The sequence below is a fragment of the Pseudomonas fluorescens genome, from assembly GCF_000968015.1.
GTDB classification, from domain to species: Bacteria; Pseudomonadota; Gammaproteobacteria; order Pseudomonadales; family Pseudomonadaceae; genus Aquipseudomonas; species Aquipseudomonas fluorescens_W.
The window spans coordinates 1-16,781 of the sequence record NZ_LACH01000064.1 but is presented as its reverse complement, the minus strand read 5'-3'; the positions used below and the strand labels follow the sequence as shown (position 1 = coordinate 16,781).

10 protein-coding genes are annotated in these 16,781 nt (G+C 59.7%); 7 read left to right on the top strand and 3 right to left on the bottom strand.

The window, feature by feature from the left end:
* On the top strand, positions 1 to 3,766 hold a 3,766-nt coding region (locus VD17_RS26160; RefSeq protein ID WP_259674596.1), incomplete at its 5' end, for a beta strand repeat-containing protein.
* Between the two features lie 148 nt (positions 3,767 to 3,914).
* The gene (locus tag VD17_RS26155) at positions 3,915 to 4,253 is read left to right on the top strand and encodes a hypothetical protein (protein ID WP_046056359.1); all 339 of its coding nucleotides are present in this window, start codon (positions 3,915 to 3,917) and stop codon (positions 4,251 to 4,253) included.
* Positions 4,254 to 4,398: 145 nt separating this feature from the next.
* Here the strand turns inward: VD17_RS26155 and lapD are convergent, their stop codons facing one another.
* Together lapD and lapG are read right to left on the bottom strand one after the other, a co-directional pair.
* Positions 4,399 to 6,345 carry a cyclic di-GMP receptor LapD gene (lapD, locus tag VD17_RS26150; RefSeq protein ID WP_046056358.1) on the bottom strand — a complete coding sequence of 649 codons (1,947 nt, stop codon included), beginning with the start codon at positions 6,343 to 6,345 and terminating at the stop codon, positions 4,399 to 4,401.
* Positions 6,346 to 6,359: 14 nt separating this feature from the next.
* Positions 6,360 to 7,052, bottom strand: a complete 693-nt coding sequence (gene lapG / locus VD17_RS26145) for a cysteine protease LapG (RefSeq protein ID WP_033056174.1) — start codon at positions 7,050 to 7,052, stop codon at positions 6,360 to 6,362.
* A 233-nt stretch (positions 7,053 to 7,285) separates the two neighbouring features.
* Between lapG and VD17_RS26140 the strand changes: the two genes are divergently transcribed.
* From VD17_RS26140 to VD17_RS26120, 5 genes are all read left to right on the top strand, one after another.
* Complete coding sequence (locus tag VD17_RS26140; protein WP_046056357.1) at positions 7,286 to 7,996, top strand: GntR family transcriptional regulator; 711 nt, start codon at positions 7,286 to 7,288, stop codon at positions 7,994 to 7,996.
* A 682-nt stretch (positions 7,997 to 8,678) separates the two neighbouring features.
* Complete coding sequence (locus tag VD17_RS26135) at positions 8,679 to 9,455, top strand: DUF3050 domain-containing protein (RefSeq protein WP_033056172.1); 777 nt, start codon at positions 8,679 to 8,681, stop codon at positions 9,453 to 9,455.
* Positions 9,452 to 10,381 (top strand): diiron oxygenase, encoded by a 930-nt coding sequence (locus VD17_RS26130; RefSeq protein ID WP_046056356.1) that lies wholly within the window; start codon positions 9,452 to 9,454, stop codon positions 10,379 to 10,381. Before VD17_RS26135 ends, VD17_RS26130 begins: the two co-directional genes overlap by 4 nt.
* Positions 10,382 to 10,394: 13 nt before the next feature.
* Positions 10,395 to 13,811 carry a non-ribosomal peptide synthetase gene (locus tag VD17_RS26125; protein WP_046056355.1) on the top strand — a complete coding sequence of 1,139 codons (3,417 nt, stop codon included), beginning with the start codon at positions 10,395 to 10,397 and terminating at the stop codon, positions 13,809 to 13,811.
* 22 nt (positions 13,812 to 13,833) lie between these two features.
* Positions 13,834 to 14,301 carry an SRPBCC family protein gene (locus tag VD17_RS26120; protein WP_046056354.1) on the top strand — a complete coding sequence of 156 codons (468 nt, stop codon included), beginning with the start codon at positions 13,834 to 13,836 and terminating at the stop codon, positions 14,299 to 14,301.
* 146 nt (positions 14,302 to 14,447) lie between these two features.
* Here VD17_RS26120 and VD17_RS26115 read toward each other — a convergent pair whose 3' ends face one another.
* Positions 14,448 to 16,328, bottom strand: a complete 1,881-nt coding sequence (locus tag VD17_RS26115; RefSeq protein WP_033056167.1) for a methyl-accepting chemotaxis protein — start codon at positions 16,326 to 16,328, stop codon at positions 14,448 to 14,450.
* Positions 16,329 to 16,781: the final 453 nt, after the last annotated feature.

Genomic DNA, 16,781 nt, shown 5'->3' with positions numbered 1-16,781 from the left:
CGAAGTCATCGCCCCGGTGAAAACCCCGGTCACCACCTCGGTCACTGACGTCAACGACGCCACCACCGTCAGCATCACCGGCAGCACCTCGGTAACCGAAGGCCAGGCCGCCAGCTACACCGTCAGCCTGACTAACCCGGCGCAGACCGACGTCACCGTGAAAATCACCTACAGCGGCACCGCCGCCGACGGTTCGGATTTCACCGGTGTGTACAACGTGAAGATCCCGGCGGGCGGTAGCAGCGCGAGCTTCAACATTGCGACCCTGGACGACAGGATCACCGAAGGCACTGAAAACTTCGTGGTCAAGATTGACTCGGCCACCGGTGGCAACTTCGAGAACCTGGCGATCAGCGCTTCCAACGGCAGCGTCAGCACCACGATCATCGACAACGATGCGCCACCGGCCCTCGACCTCGACGCCAACAACTCCAGCGGCGCCACGGGTGCCAACTACAACGTGACCTTCACCGAAGGCACCACCGGCCAGGGTGTATCGATCGGCGACACCGATCTGAAAATCACCGACCCGGACAGCACCCTGCTGACCGGCGCGACCATCGTGCTGACCAACCGTCAGCCGGGTGACGCACTGAACCTGGGTAACAGCGTCAACGGCATCACCATCAATGCCAACAGCAAGGATGGCTCGGTCACACTGACGCTGTCCGGCAACGCGACGCTGGCCGACTACATGCAACAGATCAAGAACATCAGCTTCACCAACAGCAGTGAGGATCCGAGCAGCGTCCCGCGGATCATCACCGTGACGGTGACCGATGGCAGCAACTACTCCAACACCGCGACCACCACCGTCAACGTAGTCGGCGTGAACGATGCACCGACCGCCGCACCGGTTAACGTCACCGGCACCGAAGACACGCCGCTGATCCTCGGCTGGTCGACTTTCGGCGTCAGTGATGTCGACAGCGCCGCCGCTAACCTGGGCGTGAAAATCACCCAGCTGCCAGGCGAAGGCAAATTGCAGTTCCTGGCCACTGACGGCAAGACCTGGACCGATGTAGCGAGCAACCAGACGTTCACCAAGGCTGACATCGACGCTGGCAAGTTGCGCTTCCTGCCGGATGCCAACGAGTCCGGCAGCGACGGTTACAACCCCGGCCTGGGCAACATCAAGGCCGACTACGCACAAATCCAATTCCAGCCAACCGACGGCTCGCTGCTGGGCAACACCGGCACGATCAAAATCGACATCACACCCGTGGCCGACGCCCCGTCCCTGAGTGTTGCCGACAACAGCGTCAAATCAACCGGGCTGATCAAAGAAGTCTGGACCGGCCTGCCGCTTGGCACCGATGGTAGCGGCGCAGCCACCGGCACCCTGAAAAGTGTCATCGACGGCGCGGGCAAACCGAACTCCAGCGGCACGGTGACCAACGTGCAGTCCGACGGCAGCGTCGCGGCGGGCACGGCGTCGAAAACCTCCGGGCTGATCTACCTCGAAGCGGGCAAGACTTACACCTTCAGCGGCACCGGTGATGACAGTCTGTTGGTGACCATCGGCGGTAAAAACGTGGCGGCCACGACGTGGGGCGCGGGCGGTTCACTGAACGGTTCGTTCACCCCGACCACCAGCGGCTACTACACCCTGGACATCTACCACCACAACCAGAGCGGCCCGGGCAACTATGACGTCAACCTGTCGGTCAACGGCAGTGCCCCAGTCGACCTGAGCAGCGCCGGCGTGCCGCTGTACACCGGCGTGGCGGACCTTGCCGCTTCCGGCGTGACAGTGTCCGATTTGCACGGCACCAGCGGCGAAGGCTACTACGAAGGCTATAAACTCAATGAAGCCGCGGAAGGGACCAGCGTTCATCTGTCCGCGATCAAGACGGCCCTGACTGACATCGACGGCTCCGAAAGCCTGAGCGTGAAAATCAGCGGAATTCCGGCAGGCTCGGTACTGACCGATGGCGCCGGCCACACCTTCACCGCCAGCGCGACGTCCGGCGAAGCCAACGTCACCGGTTGGAACCTCGGATCCCTGACCGTCACTCCGCCGCCGTACTACAACGGCCAGTTCAACCTGACCGTGACCTCGACCTCCACCGAATCGCTGGGCGGTTCGGCGCAAAGCACCGCGACGATCCCCGTCACGGTTTACCCGGCGGTCTACAACGCCGCCACCGCCACGGCGGCGGACGACACCATCACCGGCACCGACGGCAACGACATCATGGTCGCCGACATCGGCGGGCTGACCGTGGTGCCGGGCACCAACTACAACATTGCGTTCATGGTCGATAGCTCGGGCAGCATGAGCGCGTCGTCGATCAACTCAGCCAAGGACTCGCTGACCTCGGTATTCAACACCCTCAAGCAGAGCATGGGCGGCAACTCGGGCACCGTGAACATCTTCCTGGTGGACTTCGATACCCAGGTCAACAAGTCGGTATCGGTCAACCTGAACGATCCGAACGCCCTGACCGCGCTCAAATCGGTACTGGACTCGATGTCGTCCGGCGGTGTGACCAACTACGAAGATGTATTCAAAACCACGGCCAATTGGTTCCAGAGCGCTGACGCCGTGGCCAACACCGGGGCGAAGAACCTCACATACTTCATCACCGACGGCCAGCCGAACTACTACCAGAGTGGCGAACAGACCAACCCGACGCTGTACGGCAACGTGAAGCTCGATGACGTGGTGAATACCCGCAATTACAAGCCGGGAGATACCTTCTCCACGACAATCGACAGTACTCACAAACTGACCATCGACAGTGACGGGAATGCGACGCTGTACACCTTAAACGGCTCCAAGAACTGGAAAGCCAGTGACGTGGGTAGCGTTCACGCGCAGGGCGATGGTACTTACGAGTTGTCCCAGACGGACAGCGGCAGTACACAGACCATCGTCGACAACTCCACCTCCAGCTTCGCGCTGCTGAGCAATGTGTCCAACGTTGAAGCCATTGGTCTGAACAAGGGCGTCACCCTTGCCGACCTGAGACCCTACGACTCGGACCATACGCCGCAAACCAACATTGATCCGAGTAACTTGGCCAACTCGGTCATCGGTCACACCGAAGCGACGATGCCAGGCGCCGACACGGTCAATGGCGGTGACGGCAACGACATCCTGTTCGGTGACCTGGTGAGCTTCAACGGCGTTGCTGGTGAGGGTTATCAGGCGATACAGGCATTCGTCGCTAAAGAGACCGGCGTGGACGTCAGCAAAGTCACTACCAGCAACGTGCACCAGTTCATCACCGAGCACTACACCGTGTTCGATGTGTCCGGGGCGCATGACGGCAATGACTCGCTGCTGGGCGGTGCCGGCAATGACATTCTCTTCGGCCAGGGTGGCAACGACCTCCTCGACGCCGGCAAGGGCAATGACATCCTGCTCGGTGGCAGCGGTAACGATTCGCTGATGGGCGGCCAGGGCAACGATATTCTGATCGGCGGCTCAGGTGCGGACACCTTCGTCTGGAAGGCCGGCGACACTGGCAGCGATGTGATCAAGGACTTCAAGGCCAGCGAGGGTGATCGCATCGACTTGCGCGATCTGCTGCAGGGCGAAACCGGCAGCACCATCGACAACTTCCTGAAGATCACCACCGTGGATGGCGTTTCGTCCCTGCAAGTCAGCTCCGCCGGCAAGTTCAACGGCGCCGACGCCGCAGCGGCAGCACCGGATGTGACGATCAAGCTGGAAGGCAACAACTGGTCCAGCGCCAACATTCACTCGTTGATTGCCGGCAGTGACCCGACCATCAAAATCGATCACAACAACAGCTGATCCAACGAAAAACGGCCGCCTTTATGGGGCGGCCGTCACGTTTGCGTCCATCACCCCGGTGACGATTTCGTCGCCGCACCGCATACTCGCGTCCAGTTGGCCTATGCTGCTGACAGCATGACGCTGGTCCATTTCCGAGGGATGTTCAATGTTCTACGTGCAACGCGATGCGCAAGGTCAGTTAGTGCGCGTGGAAGCCGCAGCCTACGCCGAGGCCACGGAAACACTGCCGGCCGACCACCATGAAATCCAGGCCTGGTATGCCAATGAAGTAGTGGAAACCAGCCTCAAACAGCTCAAGCAGAGCGACCTGGAAATGATCCGGGTACTCGACGACTTGATCCAGGTGCTGACCAGCAAAGGCGTGATCCGCGTCACCGACCTGCCGCCGGCCGCACAAGCCAAGCTGATGGACCGGACCCAGGCCCGTGAGGCGCTGGGCGGGTTGAGTCAATTGATCGATGATAATGAGACGGGGTTGATCTAAGGTCCACCTTCTTCGTTGCCTGCGCTGACGCTATCGCGAGCAAGCTCGCTCCCACATTGGTTATGCGTCGTACCGCAATTGTGCGTACAACCAAATCCCCTGTGGGAGCGAGCTTGCTCGCGATGGCGGCATCACCGACGACGCATTACTGCCAAGGCTTCGGCTCACCAAACAATTGCCCCTGAACCCCATACAACCCCATCTCACGAATCACCATCAACTCCCCTTCCGTCTCGACCCGCTCGGCAATCAACGGCAAATCGATGCTGTGCGCCGCCCGCTGGATCGCCTCGATGAACAGGCGCTTGTCGCTCTCCTGATCAATCGCCCGGATGTAACTGCCGTCGATCTTCAGATACGCCAACCCAAGCCGCGCCAGGTTGCCGATCATGCTGAAGCGCCCGCCAAAGCGTTGCAGGCTCAGGGAGAACCCGAGTTCGTGCAGACGTCGCGTCAGCTCTTCCAGCATGGCTTGCTCCGGCAGCTGCTCCTCGCCGATTTCCAGGGTCAATCTCGCCCCCAGATCCGAATGCTGACGCAGGATTTCGAAGACTTTATTCAATGCCTGCGGATCGGCCAGCGTCGCTGAAGACAGGTTCAGCGCCAGCGACTCTTCATGGTCGGCCATCTGCTCAAGTACCAGCTCCAACATCAGTCGATCAAGCCGCGCGGTCCAGCCAAAGCGCTCGAGCCACGGCAGGAAGCGCCCGGCGGGAATGGTCTGACCCTCGTCGTCGATCAGACGCGACAGCACCTTGTAGTGCAGCACCAACTGCGTGTCCTGGGCGGCCACCACCGGTTGGAAATACAGCTCGAAACGCTGCTGGCTCAACGCCTGTTCCAGTAAGTTGTGCCAGGCATGATGGTCGTCGCCGACGCTGGCCGACGCGCTGTGATCCAGGCAAACCCAGCTCGAATCACCCTGGCCTTCCGCCTGAGCCAACGCCTGATCGCCCAGCCCGAGTACCGCTTGCGGGGAGTCGCCATAAACAAACGGCGCCAGCCCGATCGAGGCCACCGAGGCCACGTCGGTGGCGCCTGTCGCGTGCAGGCTCGCCAAGGCACTGTCGAGGTTCTGCGCCAGTTGCAGCGCTTCTTCGCGCACCAGCCCCGGCGCCAGCACGGCGAACTCGCCGCCGCGAATCCGCGTCACGAGGTTCAGGGTTTCCGGGTATTTGGCGCACTCCCGGGACAACTGCTCGCCCACCGCTTTCAACAACTGGTCAGTGCGTTGACCGCCCAACCGCTGGTTCAACCCGGCCAGGTCCCTGACCCGCAATAGCAGCAGATAGCCGGAACTCGCCTGCTCCGGATTGCTCACTCGGGCGTTCAATTGCATTTCGAAATAACGACGGTTGGCCAGCCCCGTCAGGTTGTCCTGATAGGACTCGGCCCGCAGCTTTTCACTGCGCTCGGCCTGTTCCTGGAACAGCGCTTTAAGCTTCTCGACCATCTGGTTCATGGCCTGCACGACTCGCCGCAGTTCCGGCGTGCGCGGCAGTTGCGGCAGGCTGAGGAATTCGCGGCGAGCGATGGCGTGGGATTGCTTGACCATGTAATCCAGCGGCTTCAGTTGCCGGCGCAACAACAGTGCACCCAGCACCGCGCTCACCGCACCGCAGATCAGCAACCAGCCAAGACTGCCCAGCGCGCTCTGCCAGAGTTTGGCCAACGCGAACATCGGATGGCTGACCACCTCGACCCGCGCCGCCTGCTCCCAGCCACGGCTGACGAGGGCATCACCACCGGCCGCTTCCAGCCCGATCATTTTGACGAACCAGTCCGGCACATTATTCACCGCTGGAATGCCGCTACGCTCGACGATGGTCTGATCGGTCTGGAGGTCGACCACGCGGATGCTCGCGTAATAACCGCTGTCGAAAATCGAGCTGACCAGCAACTCAACCATCGCCGGGTCATCGATATTCGGCGTCAGGGACAGTGCCAATGCGGTCGCGGCGTCCTGGGCGTGGGAGCGCAACTGGTTGACGTATTGGGTGCGCGAGCTTTCCAGGCTGACCACGAAGCTACCGGTGAAGGCGATCACCAGGAACAGACAGATAGCGATCAACAGCTGTTTGAACAAGGACATCTGAGCGCGTGCTCCTAGTTAGTCGTCTCGACCGGGAAACCTTCGGCCTGCATTTTCTTCAACACATCCTGCCAACGAGACAGGCGTTTGGTGTCACCGACTTTCTTGTTGCCCTTGGCGCCCGGCAACCACAACCCTTCGGCATTAAAAGAGTACACCGGCAGCAAATCGGTTCGTTGGCTGGCCGGTTTGATCGCATCGATCAGGCTGTCGAGTACCAGCGGCATGGCCTCGGGGCTTGAGTAGTAGGTCAACACCATGTGCGCCCGATTCAGGCGCAAGGCCTTGACGTAAGTGATGCGTAGCTTGTCACTGGCCACGCCGAGATGACGCAGGCTGAAATACTTGGCGATCGCGTAATCTTCGCAATCGCCTGCGCCCTTCCAAAGGGCCTCGATGGGTGTTTCCCAATAATCGACCTCGTGCCACAGGTCGATGTCTTCCTCGTAACGCATCTGCTTGTTGAAGAACTGGTTGACCACTTTAAGCTGTTCGAGCTCGCCAACTTGTTTTTGCGTGACCAATAAGTGCTGCCAGGCATCAATGCGTGGCTGTCCTTCGCCCAATGGCCCGTACAATGCCTGCGCGCGACGGCTGATCAACGAAAAATCCCAATCGGCATGCAGCCCGCCCAGCATAACGCCGGCCAGCAGCAACGCGCAGCACAGCCAGCGCAAAGTCCGAGGGATCGCGAAACGTACCGCCAATGCGAGGCATCCAGATCAGGCAGGTGGAAATCGGTCGATGGTGCAGGTTAGCCCGGTAAAAGACAATGGCACGGTGAGATCACCGCTGGCGCGCTAAACTTTGTATGGCAGGTGTCATTAAAAACATTGGGGCCACGTCAGGCTGCGCGCTTGTGTCCGTTTGACAACCTGTCAGGCAGTCACTAGTGTCCCCTTGGATCCAAATTCATTTCAGTCAAACAGGGTGCGTAGTTGTGACACAGAAGCCCAATCCTCTGAACAGCATCAAGGTCAACGGGCCAATTCCCGCTCACTTGGCACGCTCGGTGATCGAAGAAACCCTGCGTTCAGCCATTCTCGACGGTCGCATTCCCTGCGGCACCGCCCTGCGTCAGCAAGATTTGGCCGATCTTTTCGGTGTCAGCCGCATGCCGGTGCGCGAAGCCTTGCGCCAGCTCGAAGCTCAGGCGCTGCTCAACGTCATCGCCCATAAAGGCGCGGTCGTCGCGCCGCTGGTTCAGGGCGATGCCGTGGAAACCTACGCACTGCGGATCCTGCTGGAATCCGAAGCCCTGCGCCTGTCGATCCCGTTGCTCGATAAGGAGGATTTCGAGCAGGCCGCCCGTCATATCGACGATCTGGAAACGCAAAACAACTACACCGAAATCGGCCGGCTCAATCGGCTCTTCCACATGGCGCTGTACTGCAAGGCGCCGAACCAACGGCTCTTGAGGCTGGTGGAAGACGGACTGAACGAAGAGGAGCGCTTCCTGCGCTTCAACCTGGAAGCCATGGGCCTGGGCAAACTGTCCCAGGAAGACCACCGGGCGCTCTTGCTGGCCGTCGAAGACCGGGACGTCGAGCGCGCAGTGAAGTTGCTCGAACAACACCTCAACCGGGGCGTCGAGGTCATCACACGCTACCTCAACAGCCCCGAAGCGCTGAACAAGAAAACCTCCAAGTAAACCGCGCCGGCAAACCTGAGCGAGCAGATCGAACTGCTCGTTCTCACTTGCCGCGCTGCGCTACGCCCCTCTCCAAAGCCCTGCCCTCGATTTACCCCTCTCAAGACCAACAATGACTCCGAGTCGATGACGCGCCGGTGATAGCGGCTGTCGTGATTTACGCTCACTCTTGGGCTGCCAACAAACAATGAACGGGCGACGCACCGCACGAGCGGTGCAGTCCCCGCACCAAGCACCTACGGAAGGAGTCTTGCCACGGGAAAGGAAGAACCGACGTTGATCCCAGTCAACTTCCGCCCCCTCTAACCACTTCAACGACTCAGTTAGAAAGTTGCTTCGAGTGAGGCATTCACTCTTTATATAAATTCTGACGATTATCAGTCGGAAGGAGCAACTACGCCTAAATAAAACTTAAACAAAAAGTCTTATTGGAACTTCTCGCGCCGAATAAATATAAACTTTCAATTAATTAAAAAATAACTTGCCCGACACTTTATTCGTGTATTAGTTTTTCTCCGCCGCCCTTGAATAGAGGCTGCAAGCCATTACCCGGCAACTTAATTTTAATGCCCATACATCAATTAGTTTGAGGCATTCGCTCGCCAACAGAAAACTTAAACCGACAGTCACTTATTGATCACAGCACCCATAACAACATCTCAGATCACTTATAGGTTCACTCATGAAAACGAATAAAGACCGCCTCAACCAGAAGAAAGCAGAACTTAGTGCGCATCCGATCTTCTCCGAAATTCATTCGCTGTCGGTGCTTCAACGTTTCATGGAAACCCATGTCTTTGCGGTGTGGGATTTCATGTCGCTGACCAAACGTCTTCAACAGGAGCTCACCTGCGTGCAACTGCCCTGGTTGCCGCCAAGAGACCCGCAAGCGGCTCGGCTGATCAATGAAATCGTGCTGGGTGAGGAGTCCGATGATCGCCCAGCCCAGGGGCACTACAGCCATTTCGAGTTGTACCTGGATGCCATGCGCGAAGTCGGCGCCAGCACGGCGGTGGTCGAACGCTTCGTCGCGCTGCAAAAAGAAGGCGTGAGTTACGACGTGGCACTGCAAAGCGTGGACGTCGATCCGGCCGCCGCACAGTTTGTGCGCAACACGTTGCACACCGCGTTGCATGCGCCGGGGCACAGCGTTGCGGCGGCATTTCTGCATGGTCGCGAGAGCGTCATCCCGCAGATGTTCCAGCGAATTCTCGATGACTGGGGCATCGGCATCGAACAGGCGCCAACCTTCCGTTACTACCTCGAACGGCACATCGAAGTCGATTCCGAAGACCACGGCCCCGCCGCTGAAAAACTCCTCGCCCGGCTGGTCAATGGCGATCCGCAACGCGAGGAAGACGTCTACGCCAGCGCCATCGCTGCCGTGGAAAGCCGCATCGCCCTGTGGGATGGCCTGCGCCTGAGCATGAGCGAACCGGTTGCAGAGGTGAACGCATGAACGCCGCCGACTACCAATCCTTCGCCGATGCCTGGGAAAGCCGCGCGACCATCCGCACCCGCCCCCGGCGCGTGCTGGAGAACGACGACAAGCTGATCTACCCGTTGAGCCGCCAACCGTTGGTGCTGAGCGAAACCTTTCTGCGCGAATGCCCGGAGCAACGCGACTTTGCGCTGGTGCAGACGCTCTACAAATTCATCAACGACGTGGTGATTTTCGAAACCGAAATCGTCGACAAGACCGCCCGCAGCATCGCCAAGAATCGCTTCGCCGTGGCCTTCCCGTTTGCTTGCCGCTACGACGCCATGACCGTGGTGGTGGACGAGGATTACCACGCACTCGTGGCGATGGATTTCATGCAACAGACCGTCGCCATGACCGGCATCACACCCATCGAACTGCCAGATGAAATCGAACTCAGCCGAGCCATTCCAGCGGCCGTGGCGCTTGCGCCGGAACACTTGCGCAGCGCCGTGGAATTGATCTGCGTGGCCATCGCCGAGAACACCGTGACCGGCGATGTCGCCGCGTTCGCCAAAGACGACACGGTCAAGCAATCGATCAAGGGCCTGATGGCCGACCACTTGCTCGACGAAGGTCGCCACTCCGGATTCTGGGCGCGGTTGGTGCGCATCTACTGGCACACCGCGAGCGAAAACGACCGCCGCTGCATCGCGCACATCCTGCCGGTGTTCATCGGCCACTACCTGACCAACGACATCCAGAAGTCGTTCGACTTCCGCCTGATCGAATCCTTGCAGATCAGCGATGGCGCACGCCACGCACTGAAGAGCGAAGTGTCGGGGCTGGCCTTCCCGATCAATCGCCATCACCCGCTGGTGGCCAACATCGTGCGGTTTTTCCGCAGCAGTTCGCTGCTCGATTCGCCGTGCGTGCAAGACGCCCTCAGCGATTACCTGGTTTAACGAGGAGCCCATCATGAGACGTCTCGACATTCTGCTCATTGGACACAGCCAGGCCCTGACCGACCTGGCGCTGGAACTTGAACAACACGGTCACTCTCTGGTGCGCCTGACGGCCGTCGACGAGCAGCCGTTGGGTAACGCTGATTTGCTGATCGACGACGCCAGCCTGCCTGTTCCAGACGTCGGCGATGTGCCGCGACTGACGCTGCAGCTGGGTATCGGTGTGCCTGGGATTTCTGGCCTGCCGCCGCTGGACCTGCTGTGCACGTACGGTTCGACGCTGTTCACCCGCGTGCCGATCACCGACGAACCTTCGGGCAACGGCCAGGCACTGCGCCTGCGTGCAGCGGCGGAACTGGTCGATCACGTGGCGATGCTGGTCAGCCGTTTCTCTCGCGATGCAGACTATTTTCTGCTGGCCGCCCCTGCTGCTCCCGCGTGCTTTGAGCACGTGGAAAACCTGCTCTATTTGGAGAGCCTGGCGTTTTTCCATCGACTCAATCTCACGGCGGCACCCGCGCTGTTGGCGCTCAGTCAAATCCCGATGATCGAGCGCCTTGAGCAGCGCTTCATTCAGTGTGCCGATCGACCCGCGCTGAGCATTGCCGGCGCGTCCCTGAGCTATCGGCATCTGCACGCCCACAGCCGCGCCATCCAGCAGCGTTTGCAGTCATTGCTCGCTCAGCATCACGGGCCGTTGGTGATCGGGATCTGCCTGCCAAAATGCAGCGCGCTGTATGCGGGGATTCTCGCGATTCTTGGCAGTGGCGCGGTGTACCTGCCGCTGGAGCCGAGCCATCCTCTGCAACGTCAGCAGTACATTCTGGAAAACGCCGGGGCAGTCTTGCTGCTGCATGACGGTGAACATCCACTCGCGGCGCAAATGCCCGGACTCGACATCAGCCGCATCGACGTCGGCGACGTGGATCTCGATCAACCCTTGATGCGCCAACGACCCGCCCCTGACGCGCCGTGCATGGCGCTCTACACCTCGGGCACCACCGGCCATCCCAAAGGCGTGTTGCTCAGCCAGGCCAACCTCGCGCACTTCACCGCGTGGTACGCCGACTATGTGCAACTGAGCGAGCACAGTCGGGTGCTGCAATTTTCGTCTTTGAGTTTCGACTCGTCGCTAATCGATATCTTCCCGACCCTGCTCCAGGGCGCCGAGCTGATCGTGCCCGGTGACGATCAGCGCCGCGATCCGTTGCAACTGGTCGAGCTGATCCGCCATCAACAACTGAGTCACGCCTTTTTGCCACCAGCGTTGTTGAGCATCCTGCCGCTGGATCAATTGCAATGCCTCGATCATGTGATGACCGGCGGCGATGTCTGCGAACCCTACGTCATTGAGCAGCTCACCCGTCAGGGCAACCTTTACAACCTCTATGGCCCGACCGAAGCGACGGTGTTGATCACCGCGCGGCAACTGCGCACCGGCGACAGCAACCGCACCCTCGGCGCGCCTATTGCTAACAGTCAGGTGCTGATCCTTGATGAGGATTTTCAACCGGTGGCCGAGCAGACCGTTGGTGAGTTGTACATCGTCGGGCCGGGCGTGTGCCTGGGGTATCTGAACAACCCGCAGCAGACCGCCGAACGCTATCTGAACCTGAGCCTGCCGAATGGCCAGAGCCTGCGCGCCTACCGCACCGGCGACATGGCGAAGTGGACTCGCGACGGCATTGAGCTGTGCGGGCGGCGAGACAATCAGGTGAAGATTCGCGGCTTTCGGGTCGAGCCAGAAGAGATCGAACGCTGCCTGCGCGACAGTCAGTTGTACCGCCAAGTGGCAGTGGTTATCGACAGCCATCGACGGATTCTGGCGTTCCTCGCGCAGCCTCAGGAGGACCAACCCGGCGCTGCTCGTGAAGCGCTGAAAGCTCACTCGATGCAGTTTCTGCCGGATTACATGCAGCCCATCGCCTGGACCGAACTGCCGAGCATGCCGTTCGCCAGCAACGGCAAGGTCGACCGCAAGGCGCTGCTGGCGATGCCCGTGAATGTCTCCGAAAACACGCTGCGGCGCTTGCCCGCCAGTGCCGATGAGGCGTTGTTGTTGGAGATCTGGGCTGAGCTGCTGGAGCTGCCGGCCAGCGATATTTCCACCGACGAAAGTTTCTTCAACCTGGGCGGCCACTCGATCCTGCTGTCGCGCATGCTCTTGCGGTTGCGGGAAGAGTTCGGTCGCAGTATCTCGATCAACCGCTTCATCGAATTGCCGACCATCGCCAAGTTGGCGACCTTGGTGCGCGGCTCCGGCACCGAAGAAGTATTGAGCGAAAAGGCCTTGGCCGATGCCTTCCGCGAACTGGATATCCAGCCGTTGCCAGTCAACCGTATGGGCGACGTGCACAAGGTGATCGTTACCGGCGCCAACAGCTTTGTCGGCGTGCACATCGTCGAAGCGTTGCTTGCCTGGGGCGCCAGCGAAGTCGCCTGCCTGGTGCGCGACGGCGGTGGGCAATCGGCGGCCGAGCGTTTTGCCCATGCGTTGCGAGAAAACCGTCTGGAGCACCTGGACCTGAGCCGGGTACGGGTTTATGCGGCGGACATTACGCGTCCGTCATTGGGGCTCGAAGCGGATGTTTACGAGCGACTGGATCGGCAGTTCGGCGCGTTGGTGCACAACGCCGCCAACGTCAATCACGTACTCGATTATGAGTCGCTGGCGCGGGACAACGTCGAACCGATCTTCGAGTGCCTTCGGTTGTGCGAAGGGCGCAGCAAAAAGATCTTCAATTTCGTCTCGACGCTTTCGGCCTCCAGCACGATTGCCGCCGATGGCCGAGTGCTGGAATTGCCCGCCGCGCAAACCCCGCCGATCTACATCAAAAACGGCTACAACCTGTCCAAATGGGTCGGAGAGCGGATCCTCGAACGCGCTCGCGAACGCGGCGTACGGGTCAATCTTTATCGCCCCGGCAACATCAGTTTCAACAGCCTCACGGGTGTCTGCCAGCCTCACAAGAATCGCTTGATGCTGATGCTCAAAGGCTCGATCCAGCTCGGCCAGGTACCGGAGTTCGCGCTGAATTTCGACCTGATGCCGGTGGACTTTCTCGCCCGGTTCATCGCCTTCCATGCCAGCCGTTATTCACCCGAAAAAGCGGTGTTCAACCTGCACAACCCCGAGCCTCTGAGCTGGGATGCCTACGTCGCATCATTTCGTGAGGCAGGGCGGGAGTTTTCCATGGTCAGCGTCGCCGACTGGCAGCAGCAACTAGGCCGCGTCGACAGCGACAACGCGTTGTTCGGCGTGCTCGGTTTCTACCTCAACGGCTTCGAGGAAGACATCGGCGACATCTCAATGATCGGCCACGCCAACGCCCAGGCAGGCGTACGGCAGATGGGCGCGCACTACCCGGAAAAATCCCCGGCGCTGCTGCGGCGCGGCTGCGATTACCTGAAAGAAATCAACTTCATCTGACTCACTCAACCGGAGCAAAACCATGAAAACTCTACAACCCGATACCCTGATCAAAAACCCTCAAGGGTGCCACGTCGTGTCTTCGGTGGAAGTGCCGGCGGATGCCGCGCAGGTCTGGGCGGTGGTCGGCAACTTTGCCGGCTTCGATCAATTCATTCCGGCGCTGTCACACATCGAGATGACCGGTGAAGGCGTGTCGTCCCTGCGCAAGAAATTCTTCAAGGACGGCAATCTTGTGGTCGAGCAGCTCAACTCCCGGGATGACCAGGCGCTGAACATGACCTGGACCACGATTTACAACACCTTGGGCGTGGCCAATTTGTGGGCGGCGATGAGTGTTGAACCGTTGGGCGCGGGTAAATCCCGAGCGACCTGGACCATCATCGCCGAACCCGTACAGGGCGGTGCCGAGGCATTGCCGGGGTTCAAGGATTTCGTTCAGGGCTTTGCCGATGATTCGATGAACAATGTGCTGAAGCTGTTTGCGTAAGGCGTTGGCACAGCGGTGACTAATCCACCGCTATCGCGAGCAAGCTCGCTCCCACAGGTTGGCCGAGTTCCTTCAAATGGAATGCGGTCAAATGTGGGAGCGAGCTTGCTCGCGATTGAACGATAACGCGGTAGATCTGACCGAAGTCAGATCTTGAAGCTGTCGACCAACTGCTTCAACCGGTTCGCCTGCAGGGACAACGCATCGCAATCCTTCAATGTTTCATTGAGGTTGGCCACGCTCTGCTGGTTCAGCAGGTTGATCTGGTTAACGTCCACGTTGAGGGTTTCCACGACCGCCGTTTGCTCTTCGGTCGCCGCGGCCACCGACTGGTTCATACCGTCGATTTCGCCGATGCGCTGGGTCACGCTGACCAGTCGCAGACCGGCCTGGTTCGCCACCTCGACGCTCTGTTCGCTGGAGACCTGACTGGCGTTCATCGTGGTCACCGCTTCGCGAGAACCGATCTGCAGCGAGGTGATCATCTTGTGGATCTCCTCCGCCGATTCCTGAGTACGGTGAGCAAGGTTACGCACCTCGTCCGCCACCACCGCAAAACCACGACCGGCTTCACCGGCACGGGCCGCTTCAATGGCGGCGTTGAGCGCAAGCAAGTTGGTCTGCTGGGAGATGCCCTTGATCACATCCAGAATGTGCCCGATGTTGTCGGTGCTGGCATTCAGGGTTTCGATCTGCGTGCAGGACAGGCTGATTTTCTGCGACAACTCAGTCATCGCCAGAATGGTTTTCTCCACCACCTGACGACCGTCATCGGCCTGCTCGCTCGCGCCGCTGGCATGCTGGGAAGCATCGGCAGCGTTACGGGCGATCTCCTGGGTGGCGGCGCCCAATTGGTTGATCGCCGCGGCCACACTGTTGGTGCGGGCGCTTTGCTCGTCGGAGCCGACGATCGAGGCGTTGGACGAAGCCATCACCCGTTGCGACAGGTCGTGAACCTGGCGGGTTGCCGACGACACTTCGGAAATCGACGCGTGAATTCGCTCCACGAACTGGTTGAACGAACCGCCCAGCTCACCGAACTCGTCTTTGCTTTCCACGGCCAGACGTCGGGTCAGGTCGCCCTCGCCTTGAGCGATGTCCTGCATCGCACGGCTCATGGTGGTCAGCGGACGCATCAGCACGTTGATCAGCAGGCTCAGCAGCACTGCAATGGCCGTCACGGCGATGAACATCGCGATCAGCGCAGAAGTGCGGAACTGGCTAAGTGGGGCGTAGGCCTTTTCCTTGTCGATCGACAGACCGATGTACCACTCGGCATTCGGCAAACCACTGACCGGCGTAAACGAAAGGATACGGTCCTGCTTGTTCAGGGTGACTTCCTGATTGCCCTTCTCGATGCGCACGCCAGCGTTCGGGTAGATGTCCTTCAGGTTTTTCATCACCTGGTCTTTGTCCGGGCTGACGATCACCTGACCGTCGGCGCTGACCAGGAATGCGTGACCGATGCCACCGAAGTCCACCGAATTGATGATCTTTACCAGGGTTTCCAGGCTCAGGTCACCACCGACCACACCGAGCAACTCGCCGTTCTTTTTCACCGGCAGGGCGATGGTCACCACCAGGCCACCGACGGCGGCCATGTAAGGCGGGGTCAGCATGGTCTTGTCGGCAGCCACGGCCTGTTTGTACCAGGGACGCTGACGCGGATCGTAACCGTCAGGCATCTTCGCGTCCGGGCGCTGAGTAAACACGCCGTTGGCCTGGCCCACGTAGGTGAACTGGAAGTTCGAGGTCAGGGCTGGTTGATTGACCAGCCCCGGGAGGTCGGCATTGGCGCCTTGATGGGCGACGTTTTGCGCGAGGTTTTCCAGCACCAGCACACGGCCACTCATCCAGTTCTGCACGCTGCTAGCGGTCAGATCGCCGGCCTGCTGGACGCTCGACTCAAGGTTTTGGCGGATGGTGTTTCGCTGCAGATAGTCGTTGTACAAAGTGAACAACGCAAAAGCCAGCACCACGACGCCGGAGGCGGCCAGAAGGATTTTATGGCTGAATTTGAGATTCATTTCATGGGACTTCTTATGCAAAAAGTGGGGATGCGTTCCGGGTTGCAACATTCCATGTAACAGCGCAGGCAGGGCCCTGTGGCCGCTCTACTTTGGTGCACGCATGTCTCATCAGGCTGTCGGCAAAAACCGGAGAAAACTTAGGCGTTTGTACGAAATGGTCGGCATTCCTGTCAGATACCCGCCGAACGGCGTGTTAGAGCGTCTGATCAGTCTTTTTGTGATGACGGTTATTCGTGCGGCAGTTGCCAATTGCCCCGCGCCTTTGTGCGAACGATCGCCCTTGGTCTAGCTACGTCAGCAATGCGACGTCTGGCGGGCGAACATCATGAAGACGAACTGGCCTTCGAAGTGGAAGCGCATTTGCAGTTGATGACCCATTGAGCGTTTAGCGAGCCCATAACGACAAAACCCCTGTCTGCGTTAGCAGACAGGGGTTTCGGAATTTAATCT

Bases quoted from the DNA above. Each gene is read 5' to 3' on its own strand.
- VD17_RS26155 (WP_046056359.1), top strand. From the start codon at position 3,915: ATGTTCTACGTGCAACGCGATGCGCAAGGTCAGTTAGTGCGCGTGGAA.
- lapD (WP_046056358.1), bottom strand. From the start codon at position 6,345: ATGTCCTTGTTCAAACAGCTGTTGATCGCTATCTGTCTGTTCCTGGTG.
- VD17_RS26135 (WP_033056172.1), top strand. From the start codon at position 8,679: ATGAAAACGAATAAAGACCGCCTCAACCAGAAGAAAGCAGAACTTAGT.
- VD17_RS26130 (WP_046056356.1), top strand. From the start codon at position 9,452: ATGAACGCCGCCGACTACCAATCCTTCGCCGATGCCTGGGAAAGCCGC.
- VD17_RS26125 (WP_046056355.1), top strand. From the start codon at position 10,395: ATGAGACGTCTCGACATTCTGCTCATTGGACACAGCCAGGCCCTGACC.
- VD17_RS26120 (WP_046056354.1), top strand. From the start codon at position 13,834: ATGAAAACTCTACAACCCGATACCCTGATCAAAAACCCTCAAGGGTGC.
- VD17_RS26115 (WP_033056167.1), bottom strand. From the start codon at position 16,328: ATGAATCTCAAATTCAGCCATAAAATCCTTCTGGCCGCCTCCGGCGTC.